This window comes from Corynebacterium lipophilum, assembly GCF_024102595.1.
GTDB lineage: Bacteria > Actinomycetota > Actinomycetes > Mycobacteriales > Mycobacteriaceae > Corynebacterium > Corynebacterium pseudogenitalium.
In genome coordinates, this window is record NZ_JAEUWV010000002.1 from 157,248 (window position 1) to 179,115 (window position 21,868).

General features: G+C 62.3%; 27 protein-coding genes. 2 read left to right on the forward strand and 25 right to left on the reverse strand.

What is annotated here, in order from left to right; translation table 11 throughout:
- Nucleotides 1–23: 23 nt before the first annotated feature.
- The 3 genes from rplE to rplN are packed head-to-tail and all read right to left on the reverse strand — an operon-like array spanning nucleotide 24 to nucleotide 1,290.
- Nucleotides 24–602, reverse strand: a complete 579-nt coding sequence (gene rplE, locus JMN37_RS02645; RefSeq protein WP_070363081.1) for a 50S ribosomal protein L5 — start codon at nucleotides 600–602, stop codon at nucleotides 24–26.
- 2 nt (nucleotides 603–604) lie between these two features.
- Nucleotides 605–919, reverse strand: coding sequence for a 50S ribosomal protein L24 (gene rplX / locus JMN37_RS02650; protein ID WP_070363082.1), 315 nt, complete (start codon nucleotides 917–919; stop codon nucleotides 605–607).
- Between the two features lie 2 nt (nucleotides 920–921).
- Nucleotides 922–1,290 (reverse strand): 50S ribosomal protein L14, encoded by a 369-nt coding sequence (gene rplN, locus JMN37_RS02655; RefSeq protein WP_070363083.1) that lies wholly within the window; start codon nucleotides 1,288–1,290, stop codon nucleotides 922–924.
- A 256-nt stretch (nucleotides 1,291–1,546) separates the two neighbouring features.
- On the opposite strand from rplN, the gene JMN37_RS02660 reads away from it, so the two are divergent.
- Nucleotides 1,547–2,353 (forward strand): formate/nitrite transporter family protein, encoded by an 807-nt coding sequence (locus JMN37_RS02660; protein WP_070363587.1) that lies wholly within the window; start codon nucleotides 1,547–1,549, stop codon nucleotides 2,351–2,353.
- Nucleotides 2,354–2,423: 70 nt separating this feature from the next.
- Here the strand turns inward: JMN37_RS02660 and JMN37_RS02665 are convergent, their stop codons facing one another.
- From JMN37_RS02665 to JMN37_RS02680, 4 genes are all read right to left on the reverse strand, one after another.
- Nucleotides 2,424–2,687: a hypothetical protein gene (locus JMN37_RS02665; RefSeq protein ID WP_070363084.1), complete on the reverse strand. Its 264-nt coding sequence runs from the start codon at nucleotides 2,685–2,687 to the stop codon at nucleotides 2,424–2,426.
- 42 nt (nucleotides 2,688–2,729) lie between these two features.
- On the reverse strand, nucleotides 2,730–2,954 hold the full coding sequence (locus JMN37_RS02670) for a hypothetical protein (RefSeq protein WP_070363085.1): 225 nt from the start codon (nucleotides 2,952–2,954) through the stop codon (nucleotides 2,730–2,732).
- A gap of 109 nt (nucleotides 2,955–3,063) precedes the next feature.
- Nucleotides 3,064–5,046 (reverse strand): sucrose-specific PTS transporter subunit IIBC, encoded by a 1,983-nt coding sequence (locus JMN37_RS02675; RefSeq protein WP_071572778.1) that lies wholly within the window; start codon nucleotides 5,044–5,046, stop codon nucleotides 3,064–3,066.
- A gap of 69 nt (nucleotides 5,047–5,115) precedes the next feature.
- The gene (locus JMN37_RS02680; RefSeq protein ID WP_252930980.1) at nucleotides 5,116–6,420 is read right to left on the reverse strand and encodes a glycoside hydrolase family 32 protein; all 1,305 of its coding nucleotides are present in this window, start codon (nucleotides 6,418–6,420) and stop codon (nucleotides 5,116–5,118) included.
- A 23-nt stretch (nucleotides 6,421–6,443) separates the two neighbouring features.
- Between JMN37_RS02680 and JMN37_RS02685 the strand changes: the two genes are divergently transcribed.
- Nucleotides 6,444–7,310 carry a carbohydrate kinase family protein gene (locus JMN37_RS02685; RefSeq protein ID WP_070477548.1) on the forward strand — a complete coding sequence of 289 codons (867 nt, stop codon included), beginning with the start codon at nucleotides 6,444–6,446 and terminating at the stop codon, nucleotides 7,308–7,310.
- On the opposite strand, the gene JMN37_RS02690 is transcribed toward JMN37_RS02685, so the two are convergent.
- From JMN37_RS02690 to rplC, 18 genes are all read right to left on the reverse strand, one after another.
- On the reverse strand, nucleotides 7,307–8,350 hold the full coding sequence (locus JMN37_RS02690; protein ID WP_071572780.1) for an LLM class flavin-dependent oxidoreductase: 1,044 nt from the start codon (nucleotides 8,348–8,350) through the stop codon (nucleotides 7,307–7,309). The two genes, JMN37_RS02685 and JMN37_RS02690, sit on opposite strands and share 4 nt — an antisense overlap.
- A gap of 17 nt (nucleotides 8,351–8,367) precedes the next feature.
- Nucleotides 8,368–10,236, reverse strand: a complete 1,869-nt coding sequence (glmS, locus tag JMN37_RS02695) for a glutamine--fructose-6-phosphate transaminase (isomerizing) (protein ID WP_252930981.1) — start codon at nucleotides 10,234–10,236, stop codon at nucleotides 8,368–8,370.
- A 52-nt stretch (nucleotides 10,237–10,288) separates the two neighbouring features.
- Nucleotides 10,289–11,791 (reverse strand): SulP family inorganic anion transporter, encoded by a 1,503-nt coding sequence (locus JMN37_RS02700; RefSeq protein ID WP_071572782.1) that lies wholly within the window; start codon nucleotides 11,789–11,791, stop codon nucleotides 10,289–10,291.
- A gap of 23 nt (nucleotides 11,792–11,814) precedes the next feature.
- On the reverse strand, nucleotides 11,815–13,077 hold the full coding sequence (locus tag JMN37_RS02705; protein WP_071572783.1) for an ABC transporter permease: 1,263 nt from the start codon (nucleotides 13,075–13,077) through the stop codon (nucleotides 11,815–11,817).
- Nucleotides 13,074–14,675 carry an efflux RND transporter periplasmic adaptor subunit gene (locus tag JMN37_RS11400; RefSeq protein WP_143110522.1) on the reverse strand — a complete coding sequence of 534 codons (1,602 nt, stop codon included), beginning with the start codon at nucleotides 14,673–14,675 and terminating at the stop codon, nucleotides 13,074–13,076. The genes JMN37_RS02705 and JMN37_RS11400 overlap by 4 nt, the downstream gene beginning before the upstream one ends.
- Before the next feature lie 27 nt (nucleotides 14,676–14,702).
- Nucleotides 14,703–14,927: a sulfurtransferase TusA family protein gene (locus tag JMN37_RS02715; RefSeq protein WP_070363094.1), complete on the reverse strand. Its 225-nt coding sequence runs from the start codon at nucleotides 14,925–14,927 to the stop codon at nucleotides 14,703–14,705.
- Entirely contained in the window at nucleotides 14,920–16,512 is a 1,593-nt protein-coding gene (locus JMN37_RS02720) for a sulfurtransferase TusA family protein (RefSeq protein ID WP_071572785.1), read from the reverse strand. The genes JMN37_RS02715 and JMN37_RS02720 overlap by 8 nt, the downstream gene beginning before the upstream one ends.
- Nucleotides 16,513–16,519: 7 nt before the next feature.
- Nucleotides 16,520–16,885 (reverse strand): DsrE family protein, encoded by a 366-nt coding sequence (locus JMN37_RS02725; RefSeq protein ID WP_070477537.1) that lies wholly within the window; start codon nucleotides 16,883–16,885, stop codon nucleotides 16,520–16,522.
- Nucleotides 16,886–17,017: 132 nt separating this feature from the next.
- The gene (rpsQ, locus tag JMN37_RS02730; protein ID WP_070363097.1) at nucleotides 17,018–17,302 is read right to left on the reverse strand and encodes a 30S ribosomal protein S17; all 285 of its coding nucleotides are present in this window, start codon (nucleotides 17,300–17,302) and stop codon (nucleotides 17,018–17,020) included.
- Between the two features lie 2 nt (nucleotides 17,303–17,304).
- Nucleotides 17,305–17,535 (reverse strand): 50S ribosomal protein L29, encoded by a 231-nt coding sequence (gene rpmC / locus JMN37_RS02735; RefSeq protein ID WP_070363098.1) that lies wholly within the window; start codon nucleotides 17,533–17,535, stop codon nucleotides 17,305–17,307.
- Nucleotides 17,535–17,951, reverse strand: a complete 417-nt coding sequence (gene rplP / locus JMN37_RS02740; protein WP_070363099.1) for a 50S ribosomal protein L16 — start codon at nucleotides 17,949–17,951, stop codon at nucleotides 17,535–17,537. The genes rpmC and rplP overlap by 1 nt, the downstream gene beginning before the upstream one ends.
- Before the next feature lie 3 nt (nucleotides 17,952–17,954).
- Entirely contained in the window at nucleotides 17,955–18,698 is a 744-nt protein-coding gene (gene rpsC, locus JMN37_RS02745; RefSeq protein WP_070363100.1) for a 30S ribosomal protein S3, read from the reverse strand.
- The gene (gene rplV, locus JMN37_RS02750; protein WP_071572786.1) at nucleotides 18,698–19,057 is read right to left on the reverse strand and encodes a 50S ribosomal protein L22; all 360 of its coding nucleotides are present in this window, start codon (nucleotides 19,055–19,057) and stop codon (nucleotides 18,698–18,700) included. The genes rpsC and rplV overlap by 1 nt, the downstream gene beginning before the upstream one ends.
- Before the next feature lie 3 nt (nucleotides 19,058–19,060).
- A complete protein-coding gene (gene rpsS / locus JMN37_RS02755; protein WP_070363102.1) occupies nucleotides 19,061–19,336 on the reverse strand; it encodes a 30S ribosomal protein S19 in 276 nt (91 codons plus the stop codon).
- 16 nt (nucleotides 19,337–19,352) lie between these two features.
- Nucleotides 19,353–20,192, reverse strand: a complete 840-nt coding sequence (gene rplB, locus JMN37_RS02760; protein ID WP_070363103.1) for a 50S ribosomal protein L2 — start codon at nucleotides 20,190–20,192, stop codon at nucleotides 19,353–19,355.
- Between the two features lie 25 nt (nucleotides 20,193–20,217).
- Nucleotides 20,218–20,523 (reverse strand): 50S ribosomal protein L23, encoded by a 306-nt coding sequence (gene rplW, locus JMN37_RS02765; RefSeq protein ID WP_070363104.1) that lies wholly within the window; start codon nucleotides 20,521–20,523, stop codon nucleotides 20,218–20,220.
- Nucleotides 20,524–21,180: a 50S ribosomal protein L4 gene (rplD, locus tag JMN37_RS02770; RefSeq protein ID WP_070363105.1), complete on the reverse strand. Its 657-nt coding sequence runs from the start codon at nucleotides 21,178–21,180 to the stop codon at nucleotides 20,524–20,526.
- Complete coding sequence (rplC, locus tag JMN37_RS02775) at nucleotides 21,177–21,833, reverse strand: 50S ribosomal protein L3 (RefSeq protein WP_070363106.1); 657 nt, start codon at nucleotides 21,831–21,833, stop codon at nucleotides 21,177–21,179. Before rplC ends, rplD begins: the two co-directional genes overlap by 4 nt.
- Nucleotides 21,834–21,868 lie beyond the last annotated feature (35 nt).

A 21,868-nucleotide genomic window follows, 5' to 3' on the forward strand; every position in this document is an offset into this window, starting at 1 on the left:
GTTCGTCGAAAAGCAGTGACGCGTTATGCGCGCTGCATCTTGCCATCCTTGTCAGCGAACGGGAAGCCGAGGTGGCGCAGGAGTGCGCGGCCCTCGTCGTCGTTCGTTGCGGTGGTGACGACAGTGATGTCCATACCGCGGACGCGATCGATCTTGTCGATGTCGATTTCGTAGAACATCGTCTGTTCGGTCAGGCCGAAGGTGTAGTTGCCTGCACCGTCGAACTGCTTGTCGCTGAGGCCACGGAAGTCACGAATACGTGGCAGAGCAACCGTCAGCAGGCGGTCCAGGAACTCCCACATGCGGTCGCCGCGGAGGGTGACCTTCGCGCCGATCGGCATGCCTTCACGGAGCTTGAAGTTAGCGATGGACTTCTTCGCGCGGCGAAGCTGTGGCTTCTGGCCGGTGATCGCGGCGAGGTCCTCGAGTGCGCCGTTGATGACCTTGGAGTCACGTGCAGCGTCGCCGACACCCATGTTGACAACAATCTTGGTCAGACCTGGGATCTGCATGACGTTGTCGTACTTGAACTCATCGTTGAGCTTGGTACGGATGTCCTCTTTGTACTGGGTCTTCAGACGAGGGGTGTAGTTCTCAGCCATGCTTAGATGTCCTTCCCGTTCGACTTTGCAACGCGGACCTTCTTGCCGTTTTCGTCGAAACGGTAGCCCACGCGCGTCGGCTTGCCGTCGGAATCCAGGACCATCACGTTGGAGACGTGGATCGGAGCTTCCTGGGTGACAATGCCGCCGGACTCTGCGCCGCGCTCGTTGTAGGAGTTCGCGACGTGCTTCTTCATGCGGTTCACGCCTTCAACGAGAACGCGCTGACGCTTCGGGTATGCCTCAATAACCTTGCCCTGCGCGCCCTTATCCTTGCCAGAGATGACCTGGACCATATCGCCCTTTTTGATTTTCATCCCTAGATCACCTCCGGTGCGAGAGAAACGATCTTCATGAACTTCTTGTCGCGCAGCTCGCGAGCAACTGGGCCGAAGATACGGGTGCCGCGTGGCTCGGTGTCGTTCTTGATCAGCACTGCAGCGTTCTCGTCGAACGCGATGTAGGAACCGTCCGGACGACGGGTCTCCTTCTTCGCGCGAACGATGACAGCCTTAACGACTTCGCCTTCCTTAACGTTGCCGCCTGGGGCAGCTTCCTTCACAGTGGCGACGATCGTATCGCCGATGCCGGCGAAGCGCCGAACGGATCCGCCGAGGACACGGATGCACAGAATTTCACGTGCACCGGTGTTGTCGGCGACCTTCAGGCGCGATTCCTTCTGAATCACTATTGGTCTCCTGACCTGGGTCGATGTGCGTTAGATTTCCGTCCTATACGCACGTGGTCAATGTCTTCGATGTCTTTTCGCTTGTCGACGGCGCCTTCGGCACCGCAGGCGTACATGCTCAGCTCGGAAACGCGCAGAACAAACACGCAGCAACGGACAACTGGAATATTAAAGCACGGAACATGCGCGCCTGCAAACCGCGACTTTTGGTTGTGTGGATTCGTGCCCGGTTCTGACCTTTGGTATGGTCATACCTATGAACTTCGATGGCACACTTGCGGATTCAATCGGCTTCAAGTCGTACCTCTACACCTACGAACTCCCCAAGTTCGCGGTACGCTCCATGCTCGCCGGCATGTTTTTGACGATCATGACGGCCTTCGCCACCGTCGCCTCCACCCAAGTAGAAAGCAGCGCCCCCGGCTACGGCCGCTTCGTGTTCGCAGCTATCTTCTGCCTCTCGCTGTACGTCATCGTTGTCCTGGGTGCGGAGCTCGCCACCGGCAACATGATGTTCATGACCTACGGCAGCGCCTCGGGACGCCTCCCCTGGCTCAAGGGCTTCCTGATGGTCTCCACCTGCACCATCTTCAACCTGCTCGGCGTCCTCATCACCGCGGTATTCCTGGTGCACGCCACGGCGTTCCAGCCGATCGGGATGGACAGCTTCCTCGCCGCGACCGTTGAGACCAAGCTCGCGAAGCCGGACAGCTTGCTGTTCATGGAAGGCATTTTCGCCAACATCGTGGTCAACATCGGCGTGCTGCTCGCCATCCAGGCTGGCAAGGACTTCACCGCGAAGTTCCTCGCCATCATGCTGATCGTTCCCGCATTCGCCGCAATGGGGTACGAGCACTCCATCGCCAGCTTCGTCGTCTTCTCCCTGGCGGGCTACGGCATCGGCGCCGAGCACTTCGCCGGGTTCACACTGACGAATGGCCTGATGAACTGGCTCATCGTGTGGGTCGGCAACTACATCGGTGGTGGCCTCATCATGGGCGGCGTCTATGCTTGGCTAAACAAGGGCGGCACCCCGGCAACCCCGCTGGCGACACGCCGCTAACCCCCAAGCAGAAAGAAAACGCCCCGTTCCCGCGAAGGGAAGGGGGCGTTCGTTATTGCTCGGTGAGCACTTAGCTCGAAGCAGCGATGCCCACGCCGGTTGCCGCAGCAACGATCGACAGGATGACCACAACGGCCATGTTGACGACACCGATGGACGAAAGCACAGCCGGAACCAGCAGCAGGTTCGGACCCTGCGGGCCAGCGAAGTTGCGCAGCTCGTTCATGACGTTGTTCAGCGGCTCTGGGTACTGTGCAGCACTTGCATCGGTAGCAACAACGCCAGACAGGACAACAACAGAAGCGGCAACTGCAATTGCGTTACGAAGTTTCATTCTTACGTTCTCTCTCTATGGTCTCGGGTGAATGGGTGGGATTTAGACGCGCTGCGAAGACGTCGCGATGTTCGTCAGGAAGCCCAAAGAGGACAGCAGTGCAGGCACGAGGATCAGGTTCTGTGCCTGGTAGCCACCGAGGCGCTTCAGCTCGTGCAGGACACCTGCCAGCGGTTCTGGCGCTGGCTGTGCTGCCTGTGCGACCGGTGCGCCCACTGCAAGAGCGGAAGCCACGAGGCCTGCGGCGAGAATGCGACGAAGTTTCATAGTTTTCCTCCTGTGATGTCCGCTAGACCCTTGTGAGCTAGCGCGCTGAACAAGACACCAACAGATTAACAGACCAATTTAAGGTTGTTGCCAGTTTTCTAAAAAACTTTTATTTTGCTTCTTCAGCTATCTTTTTCGGCTCGACGAAGAAGAGGGCATCGCCAAACTTCGTGTCTGCAGGAAGGCTTCTCGACGCCCCAATCTCCCCTACCCGCTTCGTATTCGAGACAACGACCGGAGTCGTCACTTCGTATCCTGCGTCGCGGATGGCATCGATATCGAACGTCGCGAGGAGCTGGCCTGCTTCTACGACGTCACCTTTCTTCACGTGTGCAGTGAAGTGCTCGCCCTTGAGGTTCACGGTGTCGAAGCCGATGTGCATGAGAATGTCCACGTTCTTGCCATCGGTCCCCTTGGCGCGGATTGCGTAGGCGTGGCCGGACGGGAACGTGACCGCAACCGTACCGGCGACGGGTGCGCGCAGCTCCCCAACCGTCGGCACGATTGCCACGCCGTTCCCCAGCTTGCCCTGGGCAAACATCGGGTCACTGACCGTCGCAAGCGGCACGGCGTTGCCCTCGAGAGGCGCCACGACGTGGAGCGCCTCGTCGGACGCCTCGAGCAGCGCTTGCTCGGCAGCGGCATCGGCGGCTGGATCCTCGGTTGCGTCCGGATCGATGCTGCCATGCTTGCCCACCAGGTAGCGCCCGTACCCGTAGGCCGCCACGAAGGCGATCACGAACGTAATGACGCCGAGGATCAGGAAGGTCACCATGTCATTCGCGCGGATGGAGACCACGCCGATAAAGCCCGCCGCACCAAGCGCAACTGCCTTGACATCAAAGATCGCAATCAGCATTGCACCAATACCGGCCGCGCCGAGGCCGATAAAGAAGGGCCAGCGGAGACGCAGGTTGACGCCGAAGATGGCGGGTTCCGTGATACCAAATACGGCCGAGATGCCCGAGGAACCAGCTAGACCTTTGAGCTTTGCGTTGCGCGCCAGGAAGTACACGGCAAGGGCCACTGCGCCTTGCGCGATGTTCGCCATGGAGGCCGTCGGGAAGATGAAGGAGCCGCCCTGATTAAACAGCTCGAGCTCGATTGGCGGGAAGGACTGGTGCAGGCCAGTGATCACGATCGGCGAGTACACCAGACCGAAAAGCAGGCCACCGATTGGGCCACCGAAGTCGTACAGGCTGGAGAGGCCGACAATCAGCAGGTCACCGAGCCAGCGGACAAACGGGCCGACGGCGATGAAGGTAATGAAGCCCGTAATCAGCAGGGTTGCCAGCGGAGTAATCAGGAAGTCCGCCGTACCCTTCAGACGCTTGTGGAACCACTTCTCGATCGTTGCCAAGATCCACGCGACCGCCAGCACCGGCAGCACCGCACCCTGGTAACCCGCCTGCGCGACTGGCAAGCCGAACAGGTCCCAGAACGGCATCGTTCCGTCGGCAACGGAGTTCGCCACGTCGTAGCCGTTGACCAACGCCGGGTGAACCATCGCCATGCCCATGCCGGCGCCGAGGTATTCGTTGCCACCGAAGCGCTTCGTCGCGGAGTACCCCACCAGCACCGGCAGGAACGCGAACGGTGCGGAGGCCAGCACATTGATGATCTCCGTCAGACCCTGGATCTGCGGGAACATCCCCACCAGGGAGTTCTCCCCGAACAACCCCTCGGCGGTCAGGACGTTGTTGAGCGCCATGAGCAGACCGCCGCCAACCAGGATTGGGATCAGCGGCACGAAGATGTCAGAAAAGACCTTAATGAAGCGCGTAAACCAGTTGCCCTGGTTCGCCGCTACTTCCTTCAGGTCTTCCGTGGAGACAGCAATGCTCTTGCTGGTCATGCCGTTGAGCTGATCAAAGACAATGTCCACGTCACCGGGGCCGACGATGATCTGGAACATGCCGCCGGTTGCGAACGTGCCCTTCAGATCCGGGTCGTTCTCCAGTGCGTCCTGCGCAACCTTGTCGACGTCCTTAAGCACGAAACGCAGTCGCGTCGCGCAGTGGGCGACGCCAACGATGTTTTCCTCGCCCCCTACCCCGGCGAGGACCCGCCGGGCTACTTCTTTGTGGTCCATGTGGGAATCCTTTCTCTTCCCACACAGTCAAACATCTATACGGGCATAAATCAGCTTACTTGCGTCCGATTACCCCCGGTTGTGGCCGATTTCACGTACTTCCACAGCGCCCCATGGGGCTCCCTCAGTACCGAAGACCGCCGAGGAGAACGCCACTTCCCCGTCTCCGGCAACAACTTCGAGCGCCGCCCCGTCAGCGCACACCACGAGTTCGCCCTGCGCGCACTCGGCGCGGCGCTCGTCACCGCCGACCGTCACGCTCAGCGTTCCACGCCCGGCCTCGCCAGGCCGCCACGCCACGTGAGCACCAACGCCACCGGCATCGTCGACCAGGTCGGCCTCCCACGGCTGTCCCCTGAGAGCTTCGCGGTGCACGACCATCCCCGCGGGATCGGTTGGGAGAAGGAGTTCGGTGCGAAGCTGGCCGTCGACAAGTTGGAGCCTGCGAGGCAACGTCAGCTGATGCACCCAGCCCTCTGCCTGAAGCGTTGGGGTGTCATCGCGGGCAGGCAGTCCCATCCAACCGAGCGACAGCGCATCGCCATCGTCCTCGGCGACCATCTGCGGCGCGTAAAACTGATGCCCAAAGTCCAACGCCCGGAACTGCAACTCCACGCGAAACCACAGGCCATCAAGCGAACCGACGACGTAGCCGCACTCGTCCGAGCCCGGGTACTGCGGGCACAGCACGAGTACCTCGCGCCACTGCCCCGTCGCGTGGTCACGCATCCGCAGCAGGTTCGGGCACTCCCACATGTAGGCGGCCTCAACGCGCGGGTCCAGCCCCTCGAACTGCAGCGCGCCAGCAAACGACCAGTTCAGCAGGTCCGGTGACTCGTAGAGCACCACCGCGCCGCGCTCCTCCTCACGCTGCGCGCCGAGCACCATGCGCCAGGAGCCGTCCTCATTCTGGGTGACGTGCGGGTCCCGGTAGTGGGCGGTAAAGCCGAGGGCTGGGCCGTCAATGAGCGGATTCTCCGGTGCACGGTGGTACACACCGCCCATCGGGCCCTCCAAGTCCTCAACGCGGACCAGGTTCTGCGTGGTCGGGCGGCACCCATCCTCCTTCACGTTGCCGGTGTAAAACAGCATGACCTCACCGTCGTGGACCACGGAGGACCCGGAGTAGCACCCGTGCGTGTCGTACGGGAAGTCCGGATACAGCGCGTCCGGAAGGTGGCGCCACTGGCCCAGGCCCTCCTCACCCCCAATTGTGGTGACGGCGTGGCCCCAACCGGTGCGCTTCGCAGCGTGCGGAAAGCACGGATCATGCTGGTAAAACACGTGGAGTTGATCGCCGATGAGCGTGACGCCGTTCGGGTCGTTGAGGCGCCCTTGCGGCGGGGACAGGTGAAATGTTGGCCGGTACGTCATGCGACTTAGTCTACGGTGGAACCATGATCACTGTGTACGGCGAAGCCCTCGTTGACCTTGTCCCCCAGGACCGTTCCCCGCTCGCGCCGCTGGTGCCCGCGCTCGGTGGCGGCCCGTTCAATGTGGCCCGAGCTCTGGGCCGACTCGGCGCAGACGTCTCCTTCCAGTCACGGTTGTCTCGCGACAACTTCGGGGAGGCACTCGCCCAATCGCTTCTCGACGCCCACGTGGACCTCACCAACTGCGGCCGCGGCGACGAGCCCACTACCCTGGCCGTCACCGCGCTGGCGGAGAACGGCTCGGCGACCTACACCTTCTACGTTGACGGCACCGCCGACCGCTTTGCACAGCCAGTCCCGGTGCAGGAGGGCTACGCGGTGTTCGGGACCCTGTCCCTGGCGCTAGAGCCCGCGTCGCTGCGCTACGCGGAGGCCGCCTCTGAGTCGGCGAAGCACGGCGCAATCGTCTGCCTGGACCCGAATATCCGCCCGGCGTTCGCTTCCGAGAAACACCGCCTGTTCCTGCGGGGGCTGCTCGATTCCGTAACGGTGCTCAAACTCTCCGACGAGGAAGTCGAGTTCCTCGGTGACACCTCCCACGTGCCAGTCGTGGTGACCACGCTCGGCGCCGACGGCCTGCGGGTACGCGCGCCGTTCGGCACGGTCACGGTCCCGTCACCGAAGGTCACGGTCGCGGACACGATCGGCGCCGGCGACACGGTGATGGCGGCGCTGGTCCACCAGTTCGACGCCCGCGGCCTGGACCGCGACGGCCTGCTCGCCCTCGGCGAGGAGGAATGGTGCGACATCCTCACGTTCGCCACCCGCGCGGCCGCGATCACGGTGTCGCGCACCGGCGCAGACACCCCCTTCGCCCACGAGCTGGATTAGGAAGCCGCGTTCGCTGGCTCCCACCCAAGCGCCGGCGCGACGTGCTCGGCGAACCCGCGCAGGATCTGCATGCACACGTCCACCCCGGCCTGGTTCGGAACGGTGAGCATCAGCGTGTCCGCGGCCTGGATTGCTGGGTCATTACCGAGCTCCTCGATAAGCTGATCGGCCTCTGCGGCGTACGTCTTGCCGAACGTGGTGTACACACCACGCTCAATCTGACCGATCTGTTCCTCGGTATCCAGCAGTCCGAAGAGCCGCTCGGTGTCCTCGTCCACGATCGGAAAGATAGAACGAGAAACAGAAACGCGCGGCTCCCAGTCGTGGCCCGCGGCCGCCCACGCCTTCCGGTAGTGCTGAATCTGTTCCGCCTGCAGCTCGCCGAGGCTGCGGCCGTCGGCTTCCGAAATCAGCGTGGAGCTCATCAGGTTCACGCCGTCGCGGGCAGCCTGCTCGGCGCTGGCGAACGTACCTGCTCCCCACCACACCCGGCGCGCCGCATCCTCGGAGTGTGGCATCACCGAGAGCGGGCTGGCAGGCGGGTACATCTGCGGGTACTGCTCCTCAAGGGATGCGGCGAGCGCCATCGGGTCCCCGCGCAGCGCGGAAATGAAACGCTGGAAATGTGCACGCGCCAGGTCAGAACCGTTCGCGGCCTCTGACTCGTAGCCGAAAGCGCGCCACCCTCTATCGGCAGGCTCCGGTGACCCGCGGGAGACGCCGAAGGCGAGGCGGCCGTCGCTTAGCAAATCGAGCGCGGCGACGTCCTCCGCGAGCTGCAGCGGGTTAGTGTAGCGCATATCCACGACGCCGGTGCCCACCTCAATGTGCTTCGTCGCCGACGCCATCGCGCCGAGCAGCGCAATCGGAGACGCGAACTGCGGCGCAAAGTGATGCACGCGCACGTATGCGCCGTTGACACCGATAGCATCCGCCTGGCGTGCCAGCTCCACAGTGTCCTGCAGCGCCTCGCGGGCGGTCATCCCCTGGCGCCCGGGTGGTGCGTGGTGACCGAATGAAAGGAACCCAAACTTCTTCATGCGGCCACTCTAGCGCGCTACTCCACCGTGACGGACTTCGCCAGGTTGCGCGGCTGGTCCACGTTCAAGCCACGTGCTTGCGCAACGGTGCAGGCGAAGATCTGCAGCGGGATCGTCGACAAGAGGGGCTGCATGAGGCCGGCCGACTGCGGGATGCGGATCACGTGGTTGGCGAAGCGGTTCACGTCTTCGTCGCCCTCTTCCGCGATCACGATGGTGACGGCGCCACGCGCGCGGACTTCCTGGATGTTGGAGACAACCTTGGCGTGCAGGTTGTGGCGCGAACGCTTCGACGGCACGATGACGAACACCGGCTGCCCTTCCTCAACCAGCGCGATCGGGCCGTGCTTGAGCTCGCCTGCGGCGAAGCCCTCTGAGTGCAGGTAGGCGACCTCCTTGAGCTTCAGTGCGCCCTCGAGCGCGACTGGGAAGCCGACGTGGCGGCCGAGGAAGAGTACCGACTTCGCGTCGGCGAGCTCGCGGCCAAGTTCCTGGATTTCTGCTTCGTTGTCCAGGATCCACTGGATCTTCTCCGGCATCTCCTCCAGCTCAGCAATGATGGTCTGGATTTCGTCGGTGAACTTGTTGCCGCGGACCTGCGCCAGGTACAGCGCCAACAGGTAGGACGCCACGATCTGGGAGATGAACGCTTTCGTCGACGCCACTGCGATTTCTGGGCCAGCGTAGGTGTACAGGGATGCGTCGGCCTCACGCGGGATGGAGGAGCCGACCGTGTTGCAGATCGCGATGACCTTCGCGCCCTGCTCGCGCGCGTGGCGTACCGCCATGAGGGTGTCCATGGTCTCGCCGGACTGCGAAATTGCTACGACCAGGGTGTTCGGGGTGACGATCGGGTCGCGGTAGCGGAACTCGTGCGCCAGCTCGACCTCCGTCGGGATGCGGCACCAGTGCTCAATCGCGTACTTCGCCACGTGCCCCGCGTACGCAGCGGTACCGCAGGCCACGATGATGATCTTGTCGACGCTGCGCAGCACGGACTCGTCGATACGTAGTTCGTCGAGCGTGAGCTTTCCCTCGGCGTCGAAGCGGCCGTAGAGGGTGTCGCGAACGGCGGCCGGCTGGTCGTGGATCTCCTTCGCCATGAAGGAATCGAACCAACCCTTTTCTGCGGCGGTGACGTCCCACTCGACGCGGAACGGGCTGCCCTCGGCGTGGTTGCCTTCGAAGTCAATGATGTCGTAGCTGTCGGCGGTCAGGGTAACGATCTGCCCGTTGTCCATCTCCACCGCGTCGCGGGTGAACTCGATGAAGCCGGAGACGTCAGAGCTGAGGAAGTTCTCACCCTCGCCCAGGCCGATGACCAGCGGGGAGTTCCAGCGCGCCGCAACGATACGGTCCGGGAATTCCTGCTCGATGGCCAGCAGCGTGAACGCGCCCTCGAGTCGCAGGGCGGTCAGGCGCATTGCCTCGGTGAGGTCCTTGTTCGCCTCAGTATTGAAGATGTCCAGCAGCAGCGTGGCTGCCACCTCGGTGTCAGTTTCGGAGCGGAACGTGTAGCCCTTCTCGCTCAGCTCAGCACGAAGTGCCGCGAAGTTCTCGATGATGCCGTTGTGCACCACGGCCAGCGCGCCGTCGCCGACGACGTGGGGGTGGGCGTTGGCGTCGGTAGGCCCGCCGTGGGTTGCCCACCGGGTGTGCCCGATGCCCAGGTTGGAGGGCGCAAGCGGTGCCTCGGCGATGGCCTGCTCAAGGTCCGCGACCTTGCCTGCCTTCTTCCTGCACGCGATGGTGTCGCCCTGCATGACTGCTACCCCGGCCGAGTCATAACCGCGGTATTCGAGCCTGCGAAGCCCATCAATAATGACGGTGAGGGCGTCGTGCTCGCGTGCACGCTCGCCACCTATGTATCCAACGATTCCACACATGGGGCGAATTTTACACGCGGCGTAGTTCCTGAAAAAGTGACGCCGCCGTACCCTAGCCCAGCGAGCCGGTGAGCTTTCCGTGAAACTCCGTGGTACTCGGGTTCATGCCGACAAAGCGCACGTGCTTGCCGTGCTCGGCGTACTTTTGCTCAATGCTGTCGAGCGCCGCGACTGTTGACGTGTCCCACACGTGCGCGCGGTGCAGGTCCACGACAACCTCTTCCGGGTCCTCCGAGTACATAAACAAGGTGGTCAGGTCGTTGGAGGAGGCGAACAGCAGCTGGCCGGATACCACGTAGTGGGCAACGCCGTCGATAACTTCGCGGGTCACTTCAACCAGGTGGGCGACGTTGCGTACAAAGATGACCGACGCAACTAGGACGCCAACCACGACGCCGATGGCTAGGTTGTTCGTCGCCAGCACCACCGCGACCGTGATCAGCATCGTGACGGTTTCCGACACCGGAAGCTTACGCAACGTGCTCGGCGTCACCGAGTGCCAGTCGAACGTGCCCACCGACACCATCACCATCACGGCGACCAACGCTGCCATCGGAATCATGGCGACGTATTCGCCGAACGCGAGCATCAGGATCAGCAGGAACGCGCCCGCCAGGAAGGTGGAAATACGGGTGCGAGCCCCCGAGACCTTCACGTTGATCATGGACTGGCCGATCATGGCGCAGCCACCCATCCCGCCGAACAGGCCGGTGACAATGTTCGCGACGCCCTGCCCCCAGCTCTCGCGAGTCTTGTTGGAGTGCGTGTCCGTGACTTCGTCAATCAGCTTCGCGGTCATCAGCGACTCCATCAGGCCAACAAGCGCCACGCCGAGCGAGTACGGTGCGATGATCCGCAGCGTCTCCCAGGTCAGCGGCACGTGTGGGATAAAGAATTCGGGCAGGCTGCTCGGCAGCTCGCCGCGGTCCCCGACCGTCGGGACCGGCGCATTCGTCGCGACCGCGATGAGCGTCACCACCAGGATTGCGACGAGCGGGGCCGGAACCGCCTGCGTAAACTTCGGCATCACCACCATGATCACGATGGCCAGCGCCAGCAGCGGGTACACCGCCCAGTGAATGCCGATGATTTCGGGCAGCTGCGCCACAAAGATGAGAATCGCCAGCGCGTTGACGAAGCCAATCATCACGCTTCGCGGCAAGAACCGCATCAGCGTTGCGACGCCAGCAACCGCCAACAGAATCTGGAACACCCCGGCGAGCATGATGGCTGCCACCATGTAGTCGTAGCCGTAGTCGCGCACCAGTGGCGCGATTACCAGCGCCACCGCACCGGTGGCGGCCGCGATCATGGCGGGGCGCCCACCCGTAATCGCGATCACCATCGCCATGATGAAGGAGGAGTACAGCCCGATCTTCGGGTCCACCCCGGCGATGATGGAGAAGCTGATCGCCTCTGGGATCAGCGCCAGCGCCACAACTAGCCCGGCGAGGACCTCCTTCGTCAGGATGCGCGGTGTCTTCAGCGCTGTCGCCACTGATGGCTCGGGCTTGTACCGGCGCGTGTTTTCCGTGGTCAGCACGGTGGCTGCCATATGTGTCACTCCAAACGTTGTTGCTATTCGTAGCGCAGGGCTTCGATCGGGTTCATTCTCGAGGCGCGGTTGGCCGGGTAGTAGCCGAAGAACAGGCCAATCAGCAGCGCGAATACCAGTGAGAGTAGCACTGCCGAGATCGGGGGCAGCACGAAGGCGTTGAGCAGCAGCGCGCCCAGCATGCCGAAGCTCGCGCCCACGACCACGCCGAAGAGCCCGCCGATGAGGCAGACGATCATCGCCTCGGTGACAAACTGCGTGCGGATCATTCGCCTCGTCGCCCCGAGCGCCATGCGCACACCAATCTCGCGGGTGCGCTCCGTCACGGTAATCAACATGATGTTCATCACGCCGATACCGCCCACCAGCAGCGAGATCCCGCCGATCGCGGAGACCACCACGCTCATCATGGTCAACGTCTGGTTGAGCTGATCGATGTCACGCTTCATGTCGGCCACTTTCCCCTTGTAATCGGGGTCGTCCTCATAGGCACGGTCCGCCCACGCCTGGACGTCCTTGGCCACTTGATCGGTGTCGGCGCCGTCCGCGACGCGCACGCTCACGTTGTCCACGCCAGGCACCGGCGTGCGCATCATGTCCGGCTGCACCGTGTACGGCACCGCCATCATCGACTGCGAAAAGTCCCCGACCAGCACTCCCTGCTTCTCAAAGTGCCCGTACGCGCCGACCACCTGCACCGAAGCATATTGCCCGCCGATGTCCAGCTCGACTTCCTGCCCGATCGCCGAATCAGGGTCGTTATTGAACAGCTGCTCCACAACCTCCGGCGAGACCACCGCCACGGCACGGTTCGCCTCAATGTCGTCTTGGGTCAGAAATCGCCCGGCGGTCAGCGGCAGGTTCTGCATCTCCAGCTGGTCAGCGTTGACAAAACTCACCATCGTGGTGCCGTGCGCCAGCCCGCGTGTCGCCTGAGCTGTCGAGCTATCCAACTCAAACGCGATACCCTTCGCCTGCGCCCCGAGGTCGGCGCGCAGGTCCTCGATCATGTCGGGGGTGAGCTTCGAGGCGTCGTCAATTTCTTGGAACATGTAGCGGGCGGCCTCGCTGTCATCCTCCTGGCGGGGCTTGACTTCGAGGTGGACGTCGTGAATGCCGAACTGCTCCAGGCTGTCCAGCGTCTGCTTCTGCATCGCCTTACCCAGCGTCATAATCGCAATCACCGAGGCGATGCCAATGATCACCCCGAGCAGCGTCAGCGCCGAGCGCATCTTGTTCGCCCGCAGGCTCACCGTAGCGAGTCTGACAGATTCGCGCGGGTTCACTCCTGCTCCTCAACCAAGGTCACAGTGGCACCGACGCGTTCGCGGTACTCGGCAGGCTTGTTCAGCACCCGCGTCCCCTTCTCGACGCCCTCTACGACCACATCCGAATCCGAGACCAGCCCAACCTTGACCGGCGTCTTCACTACCTCGAACTTGTCCCCGTCATCCTTCGGGCGAAGCGTGTACACCGAGTAGCTGCCATTCTCGTCGACGACGGCCTCCCGCGGCACAGCGAGCGCGTCCTTCGCGGACTCCGTGGTGATCTGCGCCTTTGCCGTCCCGCCGATCTTGAGGCCCTCGGTATCACCCAGAACCTCGATCTCCACGGGGAACTCCGGGCGCGCCGCCTGTGCCGACGCCCCATCCGCAGCGGGCTGCGCTTCCGCAACCGATGAAACATCCAGCACACGGCCCTTAAACTTCTTCGCGCCGGTGCCAGGCGTGGTGAACGTGACGGCGTCGCCCGGCTGCATCTTCGCCGAGTCCAGCTCCTTGACGCTCGCGCGCAGCACCAGCCGATTCGGGTCCGCCACCGAGAGCAGATAGCCCGTCGGCGTTTGCCCCTGCTTCACCGCAACCTCCGCGACCACACCCGCGATCGGAGCACGCACCTGACCCGACGCCACGTCGACCTCAAGCTGCGCGATTGACTGGCCAGCTGCCGCCTGCGCCGCCTGCACCCCACGCTGTGCCTGCTGCACAGCCGCCGCCTGGGAATCGAGCTGCTGCTGGGCGGCAAGCTTCGCCACCTCGAGCCCAACCGCCGCCTCTGCTTTCGCATCAAATGCCTGGGCAACCGCGCGCTGCTTCGCCGCAAGATCCGCGTCGGTGTCGTTGAGGGCGGCGTCGTACGCCTTTTGCGCCGCAGAAAGGTTGTGCTTCGCGCCGCGGAAACGCTCGTCGGCCTCCAGTTTGCTCAGCAACGGCTGCACAGCATCGTCTTGCGCCATCCCAGATTGGAAGATGCCGTGGTTGCCACGCACAGACTCCAGGGCCGCCGTCAGCGCGTCACGACGCGCCGAGTCCACGCCCTGCGCCTGCGTAAGCAGCGTGCTGTCCAGGCCCGCAGCGACTGCTTTCTTTCGCTGCTCGAAAACTGCGGTAGCCTCCTGCAACTGGCCATCAGCCTGGCGAAGCGCCGCCTCCGCCTGCGTCACCTGCGGGTTCAGGCCACGCTGCATCGCGTCGCTCGACTGCTGGTAAGCCTGCTGGGCCTGCTCAAGCTGATTCTGCGCCGCGACATCCGCCGAAATCTGCTGCGCGCGCTGCGCATCAATCTCACGCTGGACCCCCGACGTATCCAGGACCGCGACGACCTGGCCCGCCTCGACACGCTGTCCCACCTTCACGTTCAGGGCTGTGACCGGGCCGGTCAGGTGCGTCGTCAACGCGGTCACCGTGGCAGCCTCCACCGTCGCGGTGACCGGCACTTTGGCAGCAACATCACGAGGAGCGAGCTCTGTCGTATCAGCTGCCATGACCGGCTGACCGCCCCCAAACCCGCACGCAGCGGTAGAGGCAAGAATACAAAGCCCGAGCCCCACGGTGGCAAGGGTCCGGGAAACGACATGGTTCGTTCGGCGCAGTCCTTTATTCACAGCGCTAAGGATAGCCGAAGTTTCACATCAATCAGAAGTTTTACGGATATAAAACTCCGGGTGATCCGCGCGCAGCAACGTGTTGCCAGTCAGGCCGCACCAGGCACGAATATCGATATCGATCGCCTCGTTCGTGGACCGCAAGTGCAGCACTTCCCCATCCTTGATCTGGTCGCGGAACAAGAGGAAGAGGCGCACCAGGACATCACCGCACGCGATGTCCTGGGCGTCCCAGTAATGATCCTCATGCATTGCGGCGTGCCATCACGTTGTCGCGGGCCTGCACAATGAGCGCGAGCTGCTGCTCAGCCAAGTTCGCGGCCACGATTGGGTTATCCGCAAACGTTGCAAAACCGCAGTCCGTGGAGAAGACCACCCGGTCAGCCCCGAACGTGTCCAGGGCTCGCTCGATGCGCTCCTCCACTGCCTCGACGGGCTCCAGCTCCTGGAGCTTTTGGTTCAGCACGCCAACGCAGATGCGCTGGTCGTCGCGGATTCCCTCGAGGGCTCGGATATCGCCGGCGCGTGGCGTCGCCAACTCCATGGACAACATACCCACGTTCAGCGAGGCGAACAGCTCAACAAACGGAGCGTAATCGCCCGTCAGCGCCGCCGACTCGTCCGTGGTCCAGTTGCCGCGGCACACGTGCAGCGCCAACCGCTCCTTCGGCAGCCCCTCCGTCAGCTCATCGAGCAACGACTTCGCGAACTCCAGCTCCTCATCCACCGTGCCCTCCAGGCCGTCGAGCGCGCCACACATAAACGTGCGGCCGCCCCCGCCTGCCTGCCCGTACACGACTTCAGTAAGCACCGGCTCATCGATCTGCACCAGCGACGTTCCCTTCGCCAGCAATTCGTGGAGCTCCTCGCGCAACACCCTGACAATGTCCTTCGACATCTCCTCACGGTTCTCGTACGCGCGGTCGGAGACACACTCCATCCACATCGTGCGCGTGAGCAGATACGGCCCCGGCAGGCACACCTTCACCGGGCGGTCGGTGAGCTGCTGCACGAACTCAACCTCGTGCGCAACCAGCGGCTTATCGCGACCAAGCGGGCCAAAGACCGCCGGGTGGCGCACCTCGCCCGCCGGGACGTCCAACGCGCGAAGCTCGCGCTCGAACTCCTCCGGGTCATCCACGTACGGCAGCAGGTCCGTAATCGGGATCAGCTGGCAGTTCTGCAGACGCCCCGCGACGAAGCTCGAGTAGTTGTCGCGTCGCATTTCACCATCCGTGACGACGTCCACTCCGGCCCGCTCCTGCGCCGACACCACCAGGCGCACCGCGTCGTCGGCTGTGGCCTGGAACGTGCCCTCATCCATCCGCTCTTCGAGGTGGCGGTGCAGCGCATCCAACAACCACGGAGACCGTGGCCAAGAGCCCATCGTCAGCACAGATCCGGCCGGAATCTCCGGCGCGGGAGCTGGCTCAGACAGTTCCTTGGCGATCGTCGGCTCCACGACCTCCTGCGTCACCGGCATCTGCGGGCGCTTGCGCGGCCCCTTCTTCTTTTTCGGGCGCACAGCCTCGGGAGCGGCCGGGATGTCAGCAACCTCCACGGGCTTCGTAAACGCCCCCTTCGACACGAGGAAGCGCCACCGCTTGTGCTCTGGCTCCTCAACCACGTTGACCAAGTCATTGCCAGTCAAGTTACACCAGGAAGGCAGGTCCACCTTGACTGTGGGGTCGTAGGAGATAATCTCCAGCAGCTGGCCAGACTCGAGCGGATCGATGTTCTTTCGGATCAATAACAGCAACCCGTTACCGCAGTCCAGATCGCCGCCGTCGAAGCTGGCGTCTGGAGCGTACGGGTGCAGATTCTCGGACTGAGACATCGTTGCCTTAGTAGGAAACGCTTGGGGTGCCGTCTGCCAGGAACTCAACCAGCTTTGCGCCGCCGACGATGGTGGCGCCGTCGATAAGATCCTCTTCCCCGAAGCCGCGCTTCTTGGCACAAGGCGCGCACACGTACAGCTTGCCCTCTGCGGCAACGAAGTTCTCAATCAACTCCTTGATTGGAGCGAAGCCCTCCTCATGGATGTCGTCCGCGTAGCCCTTCGCAGCGAGGCGAGCGCCCTCGGAAGACAGGAAGACCATCGTGTCCTGCGCGGAACCTACAGCAGCGTTGGCGACGACGAAACCGAGCGTCGCAAGGTCCTCATTGTCCTTCGCGTGTGCAACAGTGACGCAAAACTTGCCAGTACCCATAGTGAACTCCTTTTCATTGAACGTTACGAGCACCAGAAAGTCTACCGAAATAGAAAAAGCACCACCCCGTCGTAACGAAACTTGGGGGTGGTGCTCTCTTGTCCTTGAGTCGGACGCCTCTACCGGATGGGTTTAGCGTGCCTTCTCAATGATCTCCACGAGACGGAAGTGCTTGTCCTTGGACAGCGGACGCGTCTCCTGGATGCGGACGAGGTCGCCAACACCTGCGGTGTTCTCCTCGTCGTGTGCCTTCACGCGCTTGGTGGTACGGACGATCTTGCCGTACAGGGCGTGGGACTTGCGGTCCTCGACCTCAACAACGATGGTCTTGTCCATCTTGTCGGATACGACGTAGCCGCGGCGGTTCTTCTGAACACGCTTCTCGTTGGTCTGTTCGTTCACGTTTGCCTCACTCATGATTAAGCCTCAGCTCCCGGAACAACGGACAGGCCGAGCTCGCGCTCGCGCAGCACGGTGTAGATACGTGCAATGTCGCGCTTCACGGTGGAGATGCGGCGGTTGTTGGTCAGCTGGCCGGTAGCAAGCTGGAAGCGCAGGTTAAACAGCTCTTCCTTTGCCTCGGACAGACGAGCGCGCAGCTCTTCGTCGTTGAGCTCGCGGAACTCGGATGCGGGGGTACCGTTTGCCATTAGAACTGGTCCTCCTTCTTGATGATGCGAACCTTGCAAGGCAGCTTCGCGCCTGCGCGGCGCAGTGCCTCGATAGCGGTTGCGTCGTTCGGGTAGGACATCTCAAAGAGAATACGTCCCGGCTTTACGTTAGCGACCCACTTCTCGACAGGGCCCTTACCGGAACCCATACGAACACCGAGCGGCTTCTGCGTCAACGGACGGTCCGGGAAGATGTTGATCCAGACCTTGCCACCACGCTTGACGTGGCGGTTGATCGCAATACGAGCCGCCTCAATCTGACGGTTGGTGATGTACGCCGGCTCGAGAGCCTGCAGAGCGTAGTCACCGAAGTTGATCGTGTTGCCACCCTTGGACACGCCAGAACGAGTCGGGCGGTGCTGGCGGCGGTACTTCACACGCTTAGGAATAAGCATTGATTAGCCCTCCTGCTTCTGCTCTGCACGCTGGCGGCGCTGGCCACCACGGCGTGGGCGGCGATCGCCACGGCCACGACGCTCGTTCGACGGAGCGTTGAGCTCGGACTCGCGCACGCCACCGACGACGTCGCCCTTGTAGATCCAAACCTTGACGCCGATGACGCCGAAGGTCGTGTGTGCTTCTGCGATGCCGTAGTCGATCTCAGCACGAAGGGTGTGCAGTGGCACACGGCCTTCGTGGTAGCGCTCGACGCGGGACATTTCAGCGCCGCCGAGACGACCCGAGGTCATGACCTTGATGCCCTTGACCTGTGGGTTACGCATAGCGGACTGGATTGCCTTGCGCATCGCACGACGGAACGCAACGCGGTTGACCAGCTGTTCAGCGATGGACTGAGCAACGAGCGTCGCGTCGGCGTCGACGTTCTTGACCTCGAGGATGTTCAGCGCAACCATCTTGCCGGTGAGCTTCTCGAGCTCACGGCGGATGCGGTCAGCCTCAGCGCCACGACGGCCAATCACGATGCCCGGGCGGGCAGTGTGAATGTCGACGCGGACGCGGTCACGGGTGCGCTCGATGACAACGTCGGAGATACCGGCGCGCTCGAGGCCCTTGGACAGGAACTCGCGGATCTTGATGTCTTCTGCGACGTAATCAGCGTAGTTCTTGTCGGCGTACCAGTGGGACTTCCAGTCGGACGTGATACCCAGGCGCAGGCCGTGTGGGTGAATCTTCTGGCCCATTACTTCGCCCCTTCCTTGGACTCGACAACTACGGTGATGTGCGAGGTGCGCTTCCGGATCTGGAATGCGCGACCCTGAGCGCGTGGCTGGAAGCGACGCATGGTCGGACCTTCGTTTGCCCAGCACTCGGAGACGACCAGCGTACGCGGGTCCAAACCGAAGTTGTTTTCAGCGTTGGCGGCTGCAGATGCAACAACCTTGGCAACGTCCTTCGCAGCACTCTGTGGTGCGTACTTCAGGACTGCGAGAGCCTCGGAGACGGACTTCCCACGGACGAGGGCGAGCACGCGGCGCGCCTTCATCGGAGAAACACGAACGAACTTGGCCGTCGCGGATGCAGTGGTGATGGTGTCAGCCATTGCTTATCGACGTCCCTTCTGTTCCTTGACGTGACCCTTAAAGGTCTTGGTTGGTGCAAACTCACCGAGTTTGTGGCCGACCATGGACTCGTCGACAAACACCGGGACGTGCTTGCGGCCGTCGTGGACGGCGAAAGTGTGTCCGATGAAATCTGGGAGAATGGTCGAACGGCGAGACCAGGTCTTGATTACCTGCTTGGTGCCTGCATCGTTCTGAGCGTCCACCTTGTTGAGGAGGTGCTCATCGACGAACGGGCCTTTCTTTAGGCTACGTGGCATGTCTTACTACCTCCTCTTAACGCTTCTTGTTCTTCGAGCGACGGCGTCGCACGATCATGTTGTTTGAGTAACGGTTTGGGTTGCGGGTGCGAACTTCCTTCTTGCCCCATGGGGACACTGGGTGACGACCACCGGAAGTCTTACCTTCACCACCACCGTGTGGGTGATCCACAGGGTTCATGACAACACCGCGGACCGTTGGGCGCCAGCCCTTCCAGCGCATACGGCCAGCCTTGCCCCAGCGGATGTTGATCTGGTCAGCGTTGCCGACCTCACCAACGGTTGCGCGGCAGCGGATGTCCACGCGGCGAATTTCGGAGGACGGCATACGCAGCACTGCGTAGGAACCTTCCTTACCGAGCAGCTGAATAGAAGCGCCTGCGGAACGAGCAAGCTTGGCACCTGCACCAGGCTTGAGCTCAACAGCGTGGATCGTCGTACCGGTCGGGATGTTACGAAGTGGGAGGTTGTTACCAACCTTGATGTCGGCGTTAGGACCAGCCTCAACGACGGCACCCTGCTTCAGGCCCTTCGGAGCGATGATGTAGCGCTTCTCACCGTCGTAGTAGTGGAGCAAAGCAATGTTAGCGGTGCGGTTCGGGTCGTACTCGATGTGAGCAACCTTTGCCAGCACGCCGTCTTTGTCCGAACGACGGAAGTCAATCACGCGGTAGCGACGCTTGTGGCCGCCACCACGGTGACGAGTGGTGATGTGGCCGTGCGTGTTGCGGCCACCCTTCTTCGGGAGCGGGCGCAGCAGCGACTTTTCCGGAGTGGAGCGGGTAAGCTCCTCGAACTCCGAAACAGAGCTGGCACGGCGACCCGGGGTTGTCGGCTTGTACTTACGAATAGCCATATTTTGTCCTTTTCTATCGAGTCACTTAGACGGCTGCGCCGCCGAAGATGTCGATGGGATCGCTGCCCTCGCGGAGAGTAACGTAGGCGCGCTTGGTGTCCTTGCGCTTACCGAAACCAGTGCGGGAACGCTTGCGCTTGCCCTCACGGTTCACGGTGTTCACCGAAGCGACGTCGACGCCGAAAATCTCTTCCACGGCAATCTTGATCTGGGTCTTGTTAGCAGACTTCGCTACAAAAAACGTGTAGGTGTTCTGCTCCATCAGCGCGTAGGTCTTCTCAGAGAGGACCGGCGCGATGATGATGTCGCGGGAATTCACGATCTTAGCCATTTACTTCTCCTCCTCCGCAGCTTCAGCCTTGCCACGGTTGATGAAGGTGTGCAGCGCCTCAACCGAGAACACAACGTCATCGGCGTTCAGCACGTCGTAGGTGTTCAGCTGCGCCGGCTCAAGAATGGTGACGCCCGGCAGGTTCCTTGCGGACAGACGGGAGTTAACATCCTCACGGCCGATCACGAGCAGCACCGACTTACGGTCAGTCAGACGCTCAATGAACGCACGAGCAGACTTGGTCGAAGGCTTCTGGCCCGGAACAAGCTCCTCAATGAGGTGGATGCGCTCGTTGCGAACACGATCAGTGAGTGCACCAGCAAGTGCAGCCTTGATCATCTTCTTTGGGGTGCGCTGCGCGTAAGAACGCGGCTGCGGACCGTGGACAATGCCACCGCCGGTGAAGTGTGGCGCGCGGATCGAGCCCTGACGAGCGCGACCGGTGCCCTTCTGGCGGAATGGCTTCTTACCACCACCGCGGACCATGCCGCGGGTCTTGGTGGCGTGAGTGCCCTGACGAGCGGCTGCCAGCTGAGCTGTCACAACCTGGTGCATCAGGGGAATGGAAGCTTCACGGTCAAAAAGTTCTGCCGGAAGCTCAACGGAACCGTTGGTCTTTCCGTCTGCGGTGTGGACGTTCAACGTCAGGTTCGTCATGCGTGAGCACCGCCCTTCACTGCGGTCTTGACGGTAACAACAGAACCCTTCGCACCAGGGATAGCACCCTTGATGAGGAGGAGGTTGTTGTCGCCGTCGATGCGTTGAATCTTCAGGTTCTGGGTAGTAACGCGGTTACCGCCCATACGGCCAGCCATGCGCTTGCCCTTGAACACGCGACCCGGCGTAGACGCGCCACCAATGCCACCAACGCGACGGTGAGCAGCCTGGTTACCGTGTGCTGCACCCTGGCCCGCGAAGCCGTGACGCTTCATTGCGCCAGCGAAGCCGTGGCCCTTGGTGGTGCCAGCAACGTCGACGAAGACGTCGCCGTCAAACAGATTGACGGTGATCTCTTGGCCGAGTTCGTACGCAGAGGTGTCATCCATGCGGATTTCAGCTACGTAGCGACGTGGGGTGACGCCAGCCTTCTTGAAGTGGCCAGCCTCTGGCTTGTTCGTCTTACGGGGATCGATGTCGCCGTAAGCAATCTGGATGGCGGAGTAGCCATCAGTCTCTGGTGTACGGATCTGGGTGACCACGCACGGCCCAGCCTCAACGACGGTAACCGGGATAACACGGTTCTCGTCGTCGAAGATCTGGGTCATGCCGAGCTTGGTGCCCAGAATGCCCTTGATCTGGTTATCAGACATGTATTAGTTCTCCACTACTTACAGGTTGTCGGATC